Here is a 14,933-nt window from a genome sequence, read left to right on the forward strand (position 1 = left end):
TCCGCCGCGGTGTCCGCCGGCACCGGGGTGGACGGCGTTGCCGTGCTCGGATCAGCAGGACCCGGCCGGGCGGTCGCGGACCACGAGGTCGTTGCGCCCGGCGGTGGCGTCCAGCCAGGCCACCCGGGTGCCCTGGTCGGCGGCGGCGTGGAACTGGCTGCCCCGGTTGCAGGAGACCCGTACGGGGGTGCCGCCGCTGACCGGCAGCTGGTACAGCTTGGGCAGGGCGGCGTTCGACCAGCCGCTGTTCGGCTGGGCGCTGCGGTGTGTGAAGGTGACGGCCTGGTCGGTGGCGGTGAGTTCCATGTCCGCCGGGGTGTACGGCGAGTCGGTGGAGAGCAGGTCGCGCACGTCGGAGCCGTCCAGGGCGCCGGAGCGCAGGGCGGTCGGGCGGGTGCGGTCGGCCGGGGTGGCCAGCCAGAGCAGCCGGCCGCCCGCGAGCAGCGGGGAGGCGAGGTACGGCGGGTCGGTGCCGTTCGGGGTGCTCACCGGGTACTGGGCGGTGACCTTGGCGGTGGCGGTCGAGAAGGCCGTCGGCGCCTGGACGGTGGCCCCGTCGGCCGTCCAGGACTCGATCCAGCCGAGCAGGCCGTCTTTGAACGCGAGGGACGTGAGGTCGTGGCCCTCGGGCAGCGGGAGTTCCACGGGCGGGGCGCCGTCGGGGGAGAGGCGGACCCGGGTGCGGCCGGTGTCGTTGTCGGTCACCGTGAAGGCGATGTCCCCGCCGGATACCTGGACGCTGCCGGGCGACTGGTCGAAGGAGTGGAACACGCTGCGCACCGGGCCGGCGGACAGCGGGCGGGTCAGCACCTCCGTTCCCCAGGTGCCGGTGGTGTCGGGACCGATCGCCAGCCAGACGGCGGACTTGCCGTCGGTGGCGGCCCAGCCGTGGATCCGCCCGTCGTCCGGGCTGAGCCGGGTCGGGGTGGCGGTGGTGGTGGTGGAGCCGGTGTACAGGGCGGTCGCGCCCTTGCCGTTCGGGTCGGTGTTGCCCATCACCCAGTGGCCTGCGCCCGCGGCCGGTCCGACCGGGGCGGAGGTGCCGGGCAGCAGCGGGCGGGTGTCCGTCCCGAGCCGGCTCTGCCAGCCGGCTTTGATCCCGTGTGCGTCGAACGCGGCCGCGACCTTGCGCAGCTGGGCTCCGCTGAGTTTGAGGGCCCGGCCGGCGGCGAGTACCGCGTTGCGTCCGTCGACGAAGTCGTCCAGCGGGGTGAGGTATTCGGCCAGCGCCCGGTAGACGAGGCGGTCGGCGGTGAGCGGGTCGAGGGTGCGCCGGATGTCCCACAGGGCGCCGCTGAAGATGGTGGAGTTGAGGTGCGCGCCGCCGTTGTCCAGGTCGGGCCCGGCGCCGAGGTAGTCGTCCACGGTGGTGCGGTGGTCGTCCAGGCGGCGGTTCGCGCAGTCCTGCGGGGTGCCGGTGCGGCACAGGTTCTCGCCCATCAGCGGGGCTGCCGGGTCGTTCATGGACGTGCCGCGGGCGGTGACCTCGACGGCGTTGCCGAAGTAGTCGGCGATGCCCTCGTTCATCGCGCCGGACTGGCCGTCGCCGGCCAGGTTGGCGGTGTGTTGGATGACGCCGTGGGTCATCTCGTGCCCGGCCACGTCGAGGGCGGCGGAGAACGGCAGGAACCTGGCGTTGCCGTTGCCGTAGAGCATTTTCTGCCCGTCCCAGGCGGCGTTGGGGAAGGGCTTGCCGCGGTTGCTCACGTTCACCACGGAGGTGATCGCGCCGCCCTTGCCGTCCAGGCCGTCGCGGCCGAGCCGGTCGTGGTAGAAGCCGTACACGGCGGCGGCGTCGAGGTGGGCGTCGGTGGCGCCGCTGGTGCCGGTGGAGGCGGGGAAGTCCGGGTCCGGGGAGCCGACGGGCAGGCTGCCGTCGGGCAGCCGGCCGCTGAACTCGTTGTAGTCCCGTCCGGTCGCGTCGTAGGTGGTGATGGTGACGGGCCGGGTGAGGTCGACGAGTTGGTAGCTTCCGTCCGGCTGGCGGGAGATGTTCACCGGCACGGTACGGCCCAGGAGGTCGGGGGCGGTCCCGGTGGCGGGCTGGGCGGCGGCCGCGCCACGGGCGGCGCCGGCCCCGGTGTCGCCGGCGCCGGTGTCGTCGCCGCCGGTGTCGTCGGCGCCGCTGACCTGGTAGGGGGCCGAGGAGTCGTGGGCGAGGGCGACCACGCCGAGCGTGGCGTCCGCGTAGACCTCGCGGACCAGTGGCTCGCCGTTCCCCGGGTCGGCGGTGTGCACGGTGAAGTGGCGGGCGAGCCGGCCGGTGCCGCCCGGCAGGACGACCAGGCCGCTCTCGATGACGAGCCCGTGCGGTACTACGAGCTCGCTGCGGCCGACGCCGCCGCTGCGCCCGGTTCCGTTGACACGAGTCCGGCACGGCGGGGGCGGTCGGTGCGGTCAGGCCGGTGAAGTACTTGCCGCCGGCCGATTACACTCGCTGGCCGGTTCCCTCGCCGGTGAGGCGGACGAGGTACTGTCCGCCGAGTACCGGTATGCCGCCGTGGTACTGCTGGAACCTGACGGTGTGCCGGTCGGCGGCCGTGCGCTCGGCCGCGAGTTCGGCCAGCTGTCCCGGATCGACCCGGTACCGGTCCAGGTGGGCGGCGAGATGGGCCCGGGCCGCCTCGGCCGGAGCGCCGGGCGCCGCTTCGGACAGTCCGGTCACCAGTTGCGGGGCGGCGGTGCCCTCGCCGGCCACCAGGCCGGGGACGGGATCGGACTCGGCGGTGGGGCCCGGCGGCGCGGCCAGGGCGGGGGAGGCGGTCACGGTGAGCGCCAGCGCCAGGCTCAAGGCGGCGCCCGAGCCGAGCGCCCTGGCCACTGAACGGGAACGGTGGTGCACTGCGGTCCTCCGCGGAAGTCGGCAGTGACGGCAGCTCGACAGAGCTGCCTTTCACGGAGGAACGGGGCACCGGACAGGCCCGGTTCAGCCGTTTGCCGTCCTCCGGTCGCCCCCGCGGGTCCGCCCTCATCGCCGAGTCCGTCGCCCCCCGCTCGGCACACCCGCCGCGGACGAGTGCTTTCCCGGGGCCTCTGGGGTGTCGCGAGCATGCCTCCTCAGTGGATCGGGGCGGTGTGACCGTCTCGGGCGAACCAGGTGAAGGGGCATTCTCATGGGGGACACATCGGTCGAGCGGCGCCGCGTCCTGCAGTCGCCTCCGCCCGAACTCGTCGCGGAGGCGGTCGGGCGTCCGGGCGGGTCGGTCGCGATGATCGACCCCGATCTCATCGGCGACCCCGACGGCTACGTCCCGGGCGAAGCCGTCCAGGGCGTCTGGCGGGTCGGCGCGGACGGGAAGCTGACGGGGGAGTTCGTGGAGAATCCGGACTACGGCCCGCCCAAGGACGATTTCACCAAGCTCACGGAGTCCGGGCACTGGCTGGACAGGCCCGGTTCAGCCGTTTGCCGTTCTCCGGCCGCCCCCGTGGTGCGCGGTTCCATTGTGGAGATTGTGGATGGGTAGGTGTCGGGTGGGGTCGTGGGGTGGTTCGGGGTCGTCGGTGTTCCGTGTTACCTCACCGCGGGTCGTCCGGAGCGGGACGGCCCGGGCCGTCTGGTCGTGGCTCGGGCCGGTATCGCTCTGCCCTTTCGCTCTGTCCGTGGCTGCTCCCGGGCGTCGGTGCGATGTCCTCCGGTGCGATGTCCTCCGGGGTGTGTCCTCCGGGGTGTGTTCTCCTGGGTCGCGGCGGGTCGTGGTGGGTCGGGTGTGTGCAAGGGCCGGGTCTGGTTCGGCCTGTGTGTCGATCTGGGTTGGGCGGAGACGCGACTCCGTACCCGGCTCTGCCCCGTCGGTCGGTCCCGGGCTTCCGGCCCTGTGGTTTGAACCAGCTCCTGCCGGGCTGCCGGGCTGCCGGGCTGCCGGACGTGCCGGGGGTCCTTGTGTCGTTCGGCCGGGTCCGGGGGTGTGCACTCACATGCGGACCACGACCGTGCCCCGCTGGTTGTTCATCAGCATCGACAGCAGCGCGACTCCGAGGCCGGCTGCCGCCGGTCCCCCCACCGCGAGCGGCATCGTGCTCTCCCGGCGGCGGCGTTCCTCTTCCAGTTCGGTGGCGGTGTGGTCCTGGGCGGTGGCCTCCTGTGCCGTCGTCATCTGAACGTGGGTGCTCATCGATCGGTCCTTCCTCGGTCCGTTCAGTGGTGCGCGGAGGGGTTGCCGTGCTGCTGGGCCTGGGCGGGCCGGTTGGGGGCCTGGCCGCCGGCCGGACCGGTGGACTGGTCGGGGTTGTACGGCGGCGGCACGTACCGGCCGGTGATCGTGCTCCGCCGTCCCTCCGGTGCCTGGAAGATCGACGCCGTGGCCGTCACCAGCGTTGTCGCGGTCGAGATCGTCATCAGCTGACGGGTGCTGAGCCTCGACAGCGCGAAGTCCTCCGGTCGTTTGCGCGTGCCCGCCATCGCCGTCCGTCCCGTCCGCGGCGGCCCCCCGCCGGCACGCCCGGCCGCCGGCACGCCCGGGGGGGCTGCCGGTCCACCGCGACCGCCTTGTCGAAGACCGGCCGCGGATCCGCGGATACGGCACCCGGTCGGGTGCGGAGCCCACCCGCCCGGACCCTTGCGCATCCCACCCGCCCGGACCCTTGCGCATCTCACCCGGCCGCCCGGCAGGGGGTGCCCGGGATCAGCCGGTTCGCGGTCCGGGCCGGCTGTCCTCCCGCCACTGCCGCACGGAGCGCACGATGTCCTGGCCGATCCGGTCCAGGAGGGCCGCGGCGTCGTCCATCCGGGCGCCGGCCGGTGTGCCGGGGCCGAGGGTTTCGGCGCCCTGGCGGGTGACGCCGGCGAGCGTCGTGTTCCGTTCGGCGCTGGCCAGCAGCGCCCGGTACCAGACGTCGTCGTCGATGACGTACCGCTCCCGGCGTTGCTGTTCGCCGCGTTCGCGGCGGATCAGCGCCTGGCCCTCCAGGTAGCCGACGGCCTTGGAGACGGCGGCCGGGCTGACCTGCAGCCGTTGTACCAGTTCGCCCGCGGTGAGGCTGCCGTCGTCGGTGACGTACAGGCACGCGAGGACCCGGGCGGCCATTCTGGGCAGGCCGCTGTGCACCAGCAGCTCGGCCAGTTCGTCGGCGAATTCGCGGACCGCCTGCGGGTCGCGGCCCTGGGCCGGCGGCGTGGCGGCGGCGGCCCGTCGGGCGGTCGTGCCGCTGCGGCGGGAGCGCTGCGCGGTGGCACGTTGGGCGTGTTCGGCCCGGTAGTCGCAGGGCCCGCCGTTGCGGGCGATCTCGCGGGTGACGGTCGAGGTCGGCCGTTCGATCTGCCGGGCGATCTCGCCGTAGCCCAGCCCTTCGGCCAGTCCGGCGGCGATCCGGTGGCGGTCCTGCGGGGTCAGCCTGGCTCCGGGCATCCGTCCTCGTCTCCTTCCGTCGCGTGAACAGTATCCGTCCGGCTCACCCACTGTTGCAATGGGACCGCGACGTTCTGTTGCATTTACCGGGAGGATCATTGCAAGAATATTGCGGGCATCTACCTGCGAATACATCCACCATTGGCGGGTTTCGCATTGACCATTATGTGAATTTGCTCGTAGCTTCCTTCCCGAACCGCGACACCACATCGAGGGGGAACACGCCATGGGAACCACCACGCGCGCTGCCGTCGCCGCCCTGCTCGCCGGGGCCGTGCCAGCCGGTGCCGCCGCCGCACCGGCGTTCGCCGCGCCCGCGCCGGACGGCGGGGGCGGGGGCGGGCATCCGGGGGTCCAGCGGGTGCTGGACCGGGCGGTGGCCACGGGCGGTCTGCCCGGCGCCGTCGCCGAGGTCCGTCCGGCCAACTGCGCGCCGCGTACCCCGGAGAACAGCGGGGTGTCGGCGACGTCGCCACCGGGCGGGCCCGTCTCGCGCAGGACCGGTTCCGCATCGGCAGCACCACCAAGACCTTCGTCGCCACCGTCGTCCTCCAGCTCGCCGCCGAGGGGCGGCTGAGCCTCGACGACAGCGTGGAGCGCTGGCTGCCCGGCCTCCTCGGCGCCCCCGGCTACGACGGCGGCCGGACCACCGTGCGCCAACTCCTCAACCACACCAGCGGCATCTACAACTACGCGATGGACGAGAAGGTCCGCCAGGAGGCGGGCGGCCTGCCCTTCCTTTGGCACTGCTTCGACGGCTACACCCCCGAACAGCTCGCCCCGATCGCGGTCGCCCACCGGCCCGACTTCGCGCCCGGCACCGGCTGGACCTACTCCGACACCAACTACGTCCTCGCCGGCCTGGTCGTCGAACGGGCCTCCGGCGCCACCCTGGCCGCGCAGATCAAGCAGCGGATCACCGCCCCGCTGGGCCTCACCGGTGGTTCCAGGAAGCGATCGTCCACAACTGGCGAGGCGCGGAGAAGCTCGTGCCGCAAGGGTGGTACGCAACCGGCGAGAGCGAACCCAGCTGACGTGTGCTGGCAGCGCTGTCCAAGGGGACAGCCCCGCTGTTTCGACCTCAACCGTCCACGGGCCGCACGGGCGCGAGTACTCGCGCCCGGGGCTCACCGGGGCGAACGCCACCGTCTACGACGTGACGGAGCTGAGCCCGTCCTGGGGCTGGGCCGCCGGCGACATGATCTCCGACGTTCGCGACCTGAACACCTTCTTCGCCGCCCAGCAGCGGGAGATGTTCACGATGGTCCCGACCGGGCACCAGTGGATCGACCAGGCGGACTACGCTCTGGGCGTCGCCGGCATCAGGCTCGACTGCGGCCCCACCGTCTGGGGCATGGGCGGCGCCATCAACGGCTCGTGGTCCTACGCGCTCGGCACCCGCGACGGCCGGCACCTGCTCGCCACCAACGTCAACGGCGACTGGGTCGAGGGGAGTCGGCCGATCGCGGTGTTCACCTCCGAGCTGGAGGCGGAGTCCTGTCCCCGCTCGTGACGGCCGGGTTGGTGGTGGCCGGGTTGGTGATGGCCGTCAGGTCGGGGCGTCACGGCAACGCGGCCGCCTTGCGCAGCGGCACCGACCGTCCGCGGGCGTTGCGGCCCGGCCGGGCGGCGAGTTCCAGCTCGGCCCGGGCCTCGGTGGTGCGGCCGAGCCGGGTCAGCAGTTCGCCGCGTACGCCCGGGAGCAGGTGCGACCCCGAGAGCCGGCCGGAGGCGGCCAGTTCGTCGACCATGTGCAGCGCCTGCCGGGGTCCGTTCGCCATGGCGACGGCCACGGTCGGGTTGAGCTCGACGACGGGGGAGGGGGGCCACACGGCTGAGTGCCTCGTGGAGGAGCACGACGCGTTCCCCCTTCGACGCGGCGTCGATCACGTGGAGGCCGCCGAACGGTTCCTTCGTCTCGCCGTACGGGCCGTCGGTGACCACCGGGGTCTGTCCGCTGAAGTCGACCGCCACGCCCTGGGTGGGGTCGTCCAGTCCCTCGGCGGTGACGAGCGCGCCCGCCTGGATCAGTTCCTCGTTGAAGCGGCCCACCGTCTCGAGCATCTCCTCGAAGGGCGTCTCCATCATCTTCGCGATGCTCTCGTCCGTGCCCCGCATGATCAGCATGTACGTCGGCATCGTCACTCTCCCTTGCCCGTGGCACGGTGCCCGCCCCCGCTCTCCGTCCCAGGTCGAACGGCGTGGTCGCGGATCGACACGGCGGGCGGACCGGGACCACTTTTTTCGACGGACGCCGCGGGGCGCCGTCCCCTCCCGTCTGGCGGTGCTCCCGTCTGGCGGTGCTCCCGTCTGGCGGTGTTCAGGCCTGGCGGTTCAGGCCTGGCGGTTCAGGCCTGGCGGTGTTCACGTCTGGCGGTACGCGGCCGTCGCGATCTCGGCGAACGAGCGGACCAGCGGGTTGGTGTCGCCGTCATTCCACACCGCGACCACCGGGCTGGGCGCCATGTCGGCCAGCGGGACCGTGGTGAGGTTCTCGGGCAGGTCGTGTCCGAGCAACGGGGCCAGGCCGACGGTGCTGTTCCAGAGCACGGCCTGGAGGCATTCCTGGACGCCGCGCACCACGGGGCCCTCGCGTGGGGTGCCGCCGTTCCAGTACGACTGCCACCGGGGGTCGGTTCCCGGGGGGAACTGGAACCAGCGGCGGTCGGCCAGGTCGGCCAGTTCCAGGCGGCCGCGCCGGGCCAGCGGGTCGTCGGCGCGCAGGACCGCGCCGACCGGGTCGGCGCGCAGGACGCGCACCGCCAGGGCGGTGTCGTCGAACGGCGCGCGGGTCAGGGCGACGTCGACCAGTGCGGCGCGCAGTCCGCAGGTCGGGTCGGTCAGGTCGGTGTCGCGTACACGGATCTCGACGCCGGGGTGGCCGCGGCGGAAGGCGGCCGCCAGCCTGGTGATGCCGGGGTCGCTGCCGTCGCCCAGGATGCCGACGGTCAGGGTCGCGCCGCCGGCCGCCGCGGCCACGCGCGCGCGCAGCCGCTCGGCCCGGTCGAGCAGGTCCCGCGCCTCGTCGAGCAGCACGGCCCCCGCCGGGGTGAGGGTGACACCGGCGGGGGAGCGGACGAACAGCAGGGCGCCGCTCTCCTTCTCCAACTGCTTGACCGCCCGGCTCAGCGGCGGCTGGCTCATGTGCAGGCGGGTGGCGGCCCGGCCGAAGTGGAGTTCCTCGGCGACCGCCACGAAGTAGCGCAGGGTACGTAGCTCCACGCTGCGACGATACCCCCCGGGTATCGGCGTGGCGCAACGGGTCTTGGACACCGGCAGGGCCCCGGCGGTGGACTCGGAACATGACCGACACAGCGAAGACCAGCGAACCGCAGACCGGCCCCACCGTATCGGTGGTCGCCCCCGGCGACGGCGAGACGATCGTCCTGGGCACCACGCGCATGCGCGTCCTGGAGGACGGCAGCCGCACCGGGCACCGCCTGGCGATGACCGAGTCCCTCCTCGCCCCGCACACCCCCGGACCGCCGCAGCACCGCCACGCCCGCCACGACGAAGGCTTCTACGTCATCTCCGGCACGGTGCGCTTCACCGCCGGGGACCGGCACCACGACGCGAGCGCGGGCACGTTCGTGATGGTCCCGCCCGGCGCCCCGCACACCTTCGCCAACGTGACCGACCACAGCGCCGTCATGCTCAGCGTGTTCACCCCCGACCTGTACGTGCAGTACTTCCGGGACCTGCGGGACACGACCGCCGACGGCAGGCCGCCGACCCCCGAGGCCGGCCTGCGCACGATGAGCCGCTACGCCACCGAGCCCGCCACCGACGTGGCCTGAAGCCCACGGTCACCCACCGGTGACCGTGAAAGGACGTCATGACCATCGCCTACTGGTTCCTCGCCGCACCGCTCGCCGCCTTCTACCTCTACGCGGGCGCGCTCAAAGCGACCCGCGACCGCGACCGGCTGCGCCCGATGATGGCCTGGGTGGACCGCGTGCCGCCGCCCGCGGTCAGGGCACTGGGGGCGGTCGAACTCCTGGGCGCCGCCGCTCTGCTGCTGCCGCCGGCGGCCGGTGTCGCGCCGGGTCTGGCCGTGGCCGCGGCCGTCGGGTTTGTGCTCCTGCAGACCGGCGCGATCGCCGTGCACCTGACCGGCGGGGACCGCCGCGTTGCGCTCAACGCCGGGCTCCTCGCCGCCGCGGCGGCGGTCACCTGGCCGGCCGCCGCCGGGATGTGACCGGGAGTCGCCCCAGCCCCCCGCCCGGCCCCTCCGTTCCTTCCCCGCCCCGCCCCGCCCCCGCCCCGTCCGCGGGCCGCCCGGCGACGTCCGCCGCCGGGCGGCCGGGACGACCCTGGAGACCATCCAGCAGGCCCTGCACCGGGCCCGCCCGGGAGGGCGAGCGCGCCGCCGACCCGTACGCCGGCGCCGGAGACGGGACCGCCTTCGCCACCGCGGCCGACATCTGCGCCCAGTGGCGGCGCGTACGCGACCACGACGCCGAGACCAGGACCGAGCGCTACGACCCCGACCACGACGCCGGAGATCCTCGACCGAACCAATGGGACGGGCTCTGACACCGTCTCCGTTCTGGCGCTGCCCGTAGCCCGACGGGCAAATCCTCATTGCCCTTCCGGACAAACAGTCCCCACAGGCCGGGCGGCGCACACCACATCCGCAAGCCCCTGGGACCACCCCCTCACACAGGCCGTTCAAAGCGATGGCCGAGGCTCTGGCCCCGGCCTCCAAGGGAGCCACCGCTCCCCGGCCATGGAAATATCCTCAGCAGCCGTACGCCCTGACTCCTGTAACCATCGTGTGAGCGCACTCGTCGGCCCGAGGTGAAAGAAAATGATCTCGCCGAAGGGAAACCCGGCATGACATGTGATGCCCCATGGACCGAGAAGCGGCGTCATGAGTACGCCGGCGCCCGCAACGCAGGCCGCGCAAACCGCGGCGGGGAACTTGTGCACTGCCCGCAGGTCTCACCATCTACAGCCGAGCGACGTGCACTTTGAGTTCAACGACGACAACATCTGCCCAGACCGCAGTCCACGACGCTGATCAAAGCCACGGAACCGTCCGGTCGGCGACAGGACGCAGTGTGTGATCTGTGCACCTCGGAGGGGCGAAGGAAGACATCTCTTCCGAAGAAGGGCGTCATGGCGCCCGTCCAGCTCGTTCTGCAACTCCTCGCCGGGGTCGTCGCCGACCCGACCGGCTCGCAGGCCGACCAGCTCACCCACGCCGTCCGCAACGCCGTCTCCGTCATCTCCGTCGTCCCGGACACCCCGGCCGCCGCGAACGCCGTGGGCACCGCTCGCGAGCTGCGCACCTTCAGAGCCCGGCCGCCCTGCCCGTCCCGGACCGCTGCGGGGCGGGCCCGGTCCACCGCCCGGGGGCCGGCACCGAGCAAGGCCGCGAAGCAGTGCGGCCCGGCCACCGCGGTGACCGGGCCACACCGTGCGGCGTGCACGATCCCGACGGTACGGTTCGGCGAGCCGGACCACCCCGCGCCCAGCCCTGACGTTCGGCGAGGGCCGGCTGTCGGCCTCCTGTGACGACCCACGGGCCGAGGGCGCGCGAGCATCTCGACAGTGGCCGGGTTCTCTTCTCGCCGGCCAGCCGCAGGTCCGCCACCGCCGAGCGGACCCCGACGGCCACCGTGCCGACCAGCGCTCGCAGGTCGGACCCGGGACCCCCAGGGCGAGGGCGCTCCGGGATACCGCCAGGGCGCGCCCGTCCAAGCCACCCGCGCCGCGCCGGACCTGCACGTCAACACGCTGCTCACCCCATCACTCAAAAGCAGCGACCCCACCCATTTCTGATGGAAAATACCCATCAAAAATGGGTACGATGCCCCCATGACGTTGAGCACGTTGGAAACGCTGCGACTCACCATCGCCGCGATCAAGCAGCACACCGGCGAGAGCCAGCGCCAACTCGCCACCGCCCTCGACCTAACCCAAGACAAGATCAGCCGCCGTCAGTCCGGCGCACAACCCTGGTCCCTGGACGAGATCGACGCCCTGGCCCGCCACTGGGGCATGCGCCCACTCGATCTACTCGCCGGCCCCACCCACGCCGCCCAGCACCTGACCTGGCCCCCCGACACCACCGCACCAGCACCACAGCCGGACACCGCACCAGTGCCGACGACCTTCGCCGCTCCCACCCCGGTCCCGACACCCACCGCCACCCCGGCACCCAGGCCGAACCCGCCACGGCGCGAGACACCCCGCCGACCCACAGAGCCCTACACCCCCCTGACACCCATCCCGGACGGCTGGATCCGCCCCGGCGAGCGGGCCACCGTCCCGGACGAGCAGCAGCCGTTGCTCGCCGCTGACGCCGCTCCGGCCACCGAACAGCAGGCCGCAGCCCCAGTCGCTGCCCCCGTCCCGGTAGCGCCGATCGCCTCAGCTGCCCCCGAGGCCGCGCCCACCGCGCCGCCCGCCCCGGCGGCACCGACCTTCCCGGCCGTCTCCGAGGCCTCGCCCACCGAACTGCCCGCCGAGCAGCAGCCCACTGCCTGGGCCACTCCGGTCGCTGCCACGGCCGTCCAAGGCGAGGAACTGCTCGTCGACCCGGCCCCGGCCGCCGGGGCCAGCGCCGATTACGACCGAGGCCCGGACGGCGAAATCCTCACCCACCCCGCCACACCGTGCGAACAGTGCGAACGCCCGATCACCCACCGCATCAGAGGCCGCGCGCTCCACCCCGGCGGCTGGTGCACCCCCGCCAGCGCCGCTCCCCCGGCCACCGCGCCCGCCCAGGCAGCCCCGACCCCCGCACCCGCAGGCCCGACCACCACCACCGACCAGACCCCGCTCGTCCCGAGTGACCAAAACACCCCGACCACCTCAGCTGCCCCGACCACGATGCCCACCCCAGCCCGAACCGCCCCCATACCCGCCACACCCACCCAAACCGCCGACATCGCCAACCAAGACACCCAGCCCACCCCAGCCCGCACCAACTCCCCATCCGCTACGCCCGACCCGGTCACCACCTCGGCGCCGTCCGCGAAGTTCCGCGAGTACGCCAGCACCGGCCGCGAGCTCGGCTACTACCTCGACACGATCACCTCGGCGGTCGAGCAGGCCCTGGAGGAACACGACGGCGACATCGAAGCCGCGTCCGCAACGCTGGAGAAGAAAGCGATCCCGAACGGAATGGCCCTCTTCGACGCGACCCGGGTCGGCGCCGCGTACGAGCACACCGCCTACCCGGAACGCCTGGAATTCCTCTCCAAGAAATCCCGGAACGGCGCCGACGAAATCTGGGAAGGACGCCACAAATGGGAGAACACCCCGCTGACGGCCTCCCTCAAGGCGGGCGCCGACCCAGTGACGGTGGACGTCCTGGACACCAACGCCGCCTACTGCTCCGCCCTCAAAACCCACCTGCCGATCGGCGCCCTCCAACACCGCCCCGACGGCGGCTGGGACCCCAAACGCTCCGGCATCTACCTGCTCCCCGCCCGCCCCGTCTGGGAACACCCGCACCTGCCCGACCCGATCGGCAACCGCCACGAAGCCGGCCCAGTACTCCTGGACGAGGCCACCATGCGCCTGCTGATCCGCTGCCACAAGCTCGGCCTCGCCGACGCCCCACACATCACCGAGGCCTGGACGAGCGGCGCCACCGAAGGAATGCTGGAGAAATTCCGACGCATCCTCACCATCGCCCGCGAGAACGCGATCCGCGACGGCGACCAGGTGACCGAGAAGTACATCAAGGCCATCTACGCAAAATTCGCATCGACCATCGGCGAATCCACCTACAACCGCGACATCCGCCGCCCCGACTGGATGCACATCATCCGCTCCCAGGCATTCGCGAACCTCTGGTACAAGTCCCAGCGCGCCCACAAAGCCGGACTGACGATTGTCGCGCTGCGCGGAACCGACGAACTCCACGTCACCGGCGGCGAATGGCGAAAGGCCAACGGCGGCGTATTCGAAGAAGGCCGCCTGACCACGCAACTGAAACTCAAAGACCAGTACACCCTGCCCCGCACCCGCACCCGGAGCACCTGAAAATGTCGACCGACGGATGGAAAAACTTCGGCCGCTACGGCGCCGACCGCGACCAGGGAAACGTCCACGGAAAAATCGCCCTCGGCCGCGCCCTCGAAGACGCCCTGGAACGCATGATCATCGAAGGCGGCATCAAGTCCCCACCGACCACCCGCCGCGGCCTCACCGCCCGCATGCGCTACCTGACGAGCCACAAGGGCGGCCCCGCCACCCTCGCCCAGGCCCTCGCCGACGCCGGCAGCACCGCCAACGCCGCCACCCTCCGGGCCTGGACCAAGGGCACCCGCACCCCCCGCCGCGTCAACATCGAAGCCATCGACACCGCCTACTGGACGCTGCGCGCCCGCAACATCCTGAACAACCCCCAGATCTTCAAGGACCACCTGAACAACAGCGGCCGCGGCACCAAGGTGGAGATCCACCCCATCAACCAGCAGGTGGTAGACGAACCCCGCCGCCGAGACAACCTGCGCATCCGCCCCCTCCAGGTCCGCTACGTCTGGGACGACGCCGTCGACGCCCTCACCACCGGCGACGCCGACGCCCTGGACGGCATCTGGGACGACATCATCGCCGACCTCGACTCCGACTGGGGCGCCTACACCTACGTCTCCCACATCGGCCTCGGAGCCTGACCACCCGCCACCACACCTCGGCGCCACACCCACCCCACCGGGCGCGGCACCAACCCCATCCCCCAGCTCAGACCCCACACAGTGACGTCGGCGACGGTCGTGGGTGTGGGGTCGGCCTGGTCCTGGTGGTGCTACGCCGGGCCGCCGACGGGGGCGAGGGGCGGGCGCTGTGTGGCCCAGTGCCCGCTCGTCGCTGTCCGGGCTCGCCCGCCCGCCCGCTGTGCTGCGCCGGGCCGCCGTCCGGGGCGGGTCGGTTTTTATGGGGGTTTTCCATGGGTGGGGGTGGCGGTTTCGGCAGGGTTTTCTGACGGGGGTTTTCTGATACGGGGTCGGGTGGTCGGGTTGGTGGTTGTAGCGGGATTTCACGTTACATCGTCAACGGTGTGGAGGGGCCTGCTCGGTGGGCATTCTCCGGGGGTATGTGGGCTGCGGCGGGATTTTCTGACGCGGTGTTTCTGATACGGCGTCGGATGCATTGTTCGGGCGTTCCCGGGTCGATCCTTAGACATATGGGTCTAGACCATCGCGAGAGGCCTAGACCACTCACTGATTGTGTCGGTCATGGTGGGGAGAGGTTGCGCTGTTGGGCGTGTTGGCGACAGAATGCGATGGCGAGCGGGGAAGGCCGGCGGATCGGCGACCAGTTGACCAGGGGAAGCCGAGGCAGGACCCCGACCCCCCTCCTCCCAGTCAGCCCAGCGCACGGAGTGCGCCAAACCCCAACTGAACAGCAGAAAATACCCGCCAAGACCGACCAGGGACGGGCCCGTAGGGCCAGGCGCGGAGCGCCGGCCACCCACTCAGCAGCACTTCACCGCCAAGTCCAGGCCCCCGCAGACCCACGGCGCGGATGCGCCGAAACAGCACTTTCCGTAACTGCGCCCCGGAGGGGCGCCGCAACGCTCCGTCACGCTAGTGACGGCGCGTCATGTCTGCGGAGCAGACGGCGCGC

14 protein-coding genes and 2 pseudogenes are annotated in these 14,933 nt (G+C 72.2%); 8 read left to right on the forward strand and 8 right to left on the reverse strand.

Annotated features, from left to right (window positions below):
- Positions 1–51 precede the first annotated feature (51 nt).
- Both ACIO9K_RS29940 and ACIO9K_RS29945 read right to left on the reverse strand, forming a co-directional pair.
- Entirely contained in the window at positions 52–2,238 is a 2,187-nt protein-coding gene (locus tag ACIO9K_RS29940) for a M4 family metallopeptidase (RefSeq protein WP_400334635.1), read from the reverse strand.
- Positions 2,239–2,428: 190 nt separating this feature from the next.
- Positions 2,429–2,842 (reverse strand): hypothetical protein, encoded by a 414-nt coding sequence (locus ACIO9K_RS29945; protein WP_400334637.1) that lies wholly within the window; start codon positions 2,840–2,842, stop codon positions 2,429–2,431.
- A gap of 271 nt (positions 2,843–3,113) precedes the next feature.
- On the opposite strand from ACIO9K_RS29945, the gene ACIO9K_RS29950 reads away from it, so the two are divergent.
- On the forward strand, positions 3,114–3,464 hold the full coding sequence (locus tag ACIO9K_RS29950; RefSeq protein ID WP_400334639.1) for a hypothetical protein: 351 nt from the start codon (positions 3,114–3,116) through the stop codon (positions 3,462–3,464).
- Between the two features lie 447 nt (positions 3,465–3,911).
- On the opposite strand, the gene ACIO9K_RS29955 is transcribed toward ACIO9K_RS29950, so the two are convergent.
- The 3 genes from ACIO9K_RS29955 to ACIO9K_RS29965 form a co-directional block, all read right to left on the reverse strand.
- Positions 3,912–4,112, reverse strand: coding sequence for a hypothetical protein (locus tag ACIO9K_RS29955; RefSeq protein ID WP_400334641.1), 201 nt, complete (start codon positions 4,110–4,112; stop codon positions 3,912–3,914).
- A gap of 23 nt (positions 4,113–4,135) precedes the next feature.
- Positions 4,136–4,399 (reverse strand): hypothetical protein, encoded by a 264-nt coding sequence (locus ACIO9K_RS29960; RefSeq protein WP_400334643.1) that lies wholly within the window; start codon positions 4,397–4,399, stop codon positions 4,136–4,138.
- 223 nt (positions 4,400–4,622) lie between these two features.
- Positions 4,623–5,345 (reverse strand): MarR family transcriptional regulator, encoded by a 723-nt coding sequence (locus ACIO9K_RS29965; protein WP_400334645.1) that lies wholly within the window; start codon positions 5,343–5,345, stop codon positions 4,623–4,625.
- A gap of 426 nt (positions 5,346–5,771) precedes the next feature.
- On the opposite strand from ACIO9K_RS29965, the pseudogene ACIO9K_RS29970 reads away from it, so the two are divergent.
- Both ACIO9K_RS29970 and ACIO9K_RS29975 read left to right on the forward strand, forming a co-directional pair.
- Positions 5,772–6,314: pseudogene (locus tag ACIO9K_RS29970) on the forward strand (serine hydrolase domain-containing protein); the annotation flags it as partial.
- Between the two features lie 187 nt (positions 6,315–6,501).
- A complete protein-coding gene (locus ACIO9K_RS29975; RefSeq protein ID WP_400334647.1) occupies positions 6,502–6,858 on the forward strand; it encodes a hypothetical protein in 357 nt (118 codons plus the stop codon).
- 49 nt (positions 6,859–6,907) lie between these two features.
- On the opposite strand, the gene ACIO9K_RS29980 is transcribed toward ACIO9K_RS29975, so the two are convergent.
- The 3 genes and pseudogenes from ACIO9K_RS29980 to ACIO9K_RS29990 form a co-directional block, all read right to left on the reverse strand.
- Positions 6,908–7,177 (reverse strand): hypothetical protein, encoded by a 270-nt coding sequence (locus ACIO9K_RS29980; RefSeq protein WP_400334667.1) that lies wholly within the window; start codon positions 7,175–7,177, stop codon positions 6,908–6,910.
- Between the two features lie 97 nt (positions 7,178–7,274).
- Positions 7,275–7,484: pseudogene (locus tag ACIO9K_RS29985) on the reverse strand (YciI family protein); the annotation flags it as partial.
- Between the two features lie 225 nt (positions 7,485–7,709).
- Complete coding sequence (locus ACIO9K_RS29990; protein WP_400334648.1) at positions 7,710–8,567, reverse strand: LysR family transcriptional regulator; 858 nt, start codon at positions 8,565–8,567, stop codon at positions 7,710–7,712.
- Between the two features lie 80 nt (positions 8,568–8,647).
- Here ACIO9K_RS29990 and ACIO9K_RS29995 point away from each other — a divergent pair, with 80 nt between their 5' ends.
- The 5 genes from ACIO9K_RS29995 (at position 8,648) to ACIO9K_RS30015 (ending at position 13,981) form a co-directional block, all read left to right on the forward strand.
- A complete protein-coding gene (locus ACIO9K_RS29995) occupies positions 8,648–9,142 on the forward strand; it encodes a cupin domain-containing protein (RefSeq protein WP_400334650.1) in 495 nt (164 codons plus the stop codon).
- 38 nt (positions 9,143–9,180) lie between these two features.
- Positions 9,181–9,543 (forward strand): DoxX family protein, encoded by a 363-nt coding sequence (locus ACIO9K_RS30000; RefSeq protein ID WP_363626135.1) that lies wholly within the window; start codon positions 9,181–9,183, stop codon positions 9,541–9,543.
- 923 nt (positions 9,544–10,466) lie between these two features.
- On the forward strand, positions 10,467–10,865 hold the full coding sequence (locus ACIO9K_RS30005) for a hypothetical protein (RefSeq protein ID WP_400334653.1): 399 nt from the start codon (positions 10,467–10,469) through the stop codon (positions 10,863–10,865).
- A gap of 303 nt (positions 10,866–11,168) precedes the next feature.
- Positions 11,169–13,346, forward strand: coding sequence for a hypothetical protein (locus tag ACIO9K_RS30010; RefSeq protein ID WP_400334655.1), 2,178 nt, complete (start codon positions 11,169–11,171; stop codon positions 13,344–13,346).
- Between the two features lie 2 nt (positions 13,347–13,348).
- Positions 13,349–13,981, forward strand: coding sequence for a hypothetical protein (locus ACIO9K_RS30015; RefSeq protein ID WP_363626130.1), 633 nt, complete (start codon positions 13,349–13,351; stop codon positions 13,979–13,981).
- Positions 13,982–14,933 lie beyond the last annotated feature (952 nt).

It is taken from the genome of Kitasatospora sp. NPDC087271, from assembly GCF_044744605.1.
Taxonomy (GTDB): Bacteria; Actinomycetota; Actinomycetes; order Streptomycetales; family Streptomycetaceae; genus Kitasatospora.

Excerpts from the sequence above, each read along its gene's own strand:
- ACIO9K_RS29950 (WP_400334639.1), top strand. The coding sequence starts at position 3,114 with ATGGGGGACACATCGGTCGAGCGGCGCCGCGTCCTGCAGTCGCCTCCG.
- ACIO9K_RS30005 (WP_400334653.1), top strand. The coding sequence starts at position 10,467 with ATGGCGCCCGTCCAGCTCGTTCTGCAACTCCTCGCCGGGGTCGTCGCC.
- ACIO9K_RS29960 (WP_400334643.1), bottom strand. The coding sequence starts at position 4,399 with ATGGCGGGCACGCGCAAACGACCGGAGGACTTCGCGCTGTCGAGGCTC.
- ACIO9K_RS29955 (WP_400334641.1), bottom strand. The coding sequence starts at position 4,112 with ATGAGCACCCACGTTCAGATGACGACGGCACAGGAGGCCACCGCCCAG.
- ACIO9K_RS30000 (WP_363626135.1), top strand. The coding sequence starts at position 9,181 with ATGACCATCGCCTACTGGTTCCTCGCCGCACCGCTCGCCGCCTTCTAC.
- ACIO9K_RS29965 (WP_400334645.1), bottom strand. The coding sequence starts at position 5,345 with ATGCCCGGAGCCAGGCTGACCCCGCAGGACCGCCACCGGATCGCCGCC.
- ACIO9K_RS30010 (WP_400334655.1), top strand. The coding sequence starts at position 11,169 with ATGACGTTGAGCACGTTGGAAACGCTGCGACTCACCATCGCCGCGATC.
- ACIO9K_RS29995 (WP_400334650.1), top strand. The coding sequence starts at position 8,648 with ATGACCGACACAGCGAAGACCAGCGAACCGCAGACCGGCCCCACCGTA.
- ACIO9K_RS30015 (WP_363626130.1), top strand. The coding sequence starts at position 13,349 with ATGTCGACCGACGGATGGAAAAACTTCGGCCGCTACGGCGCCGACCGC.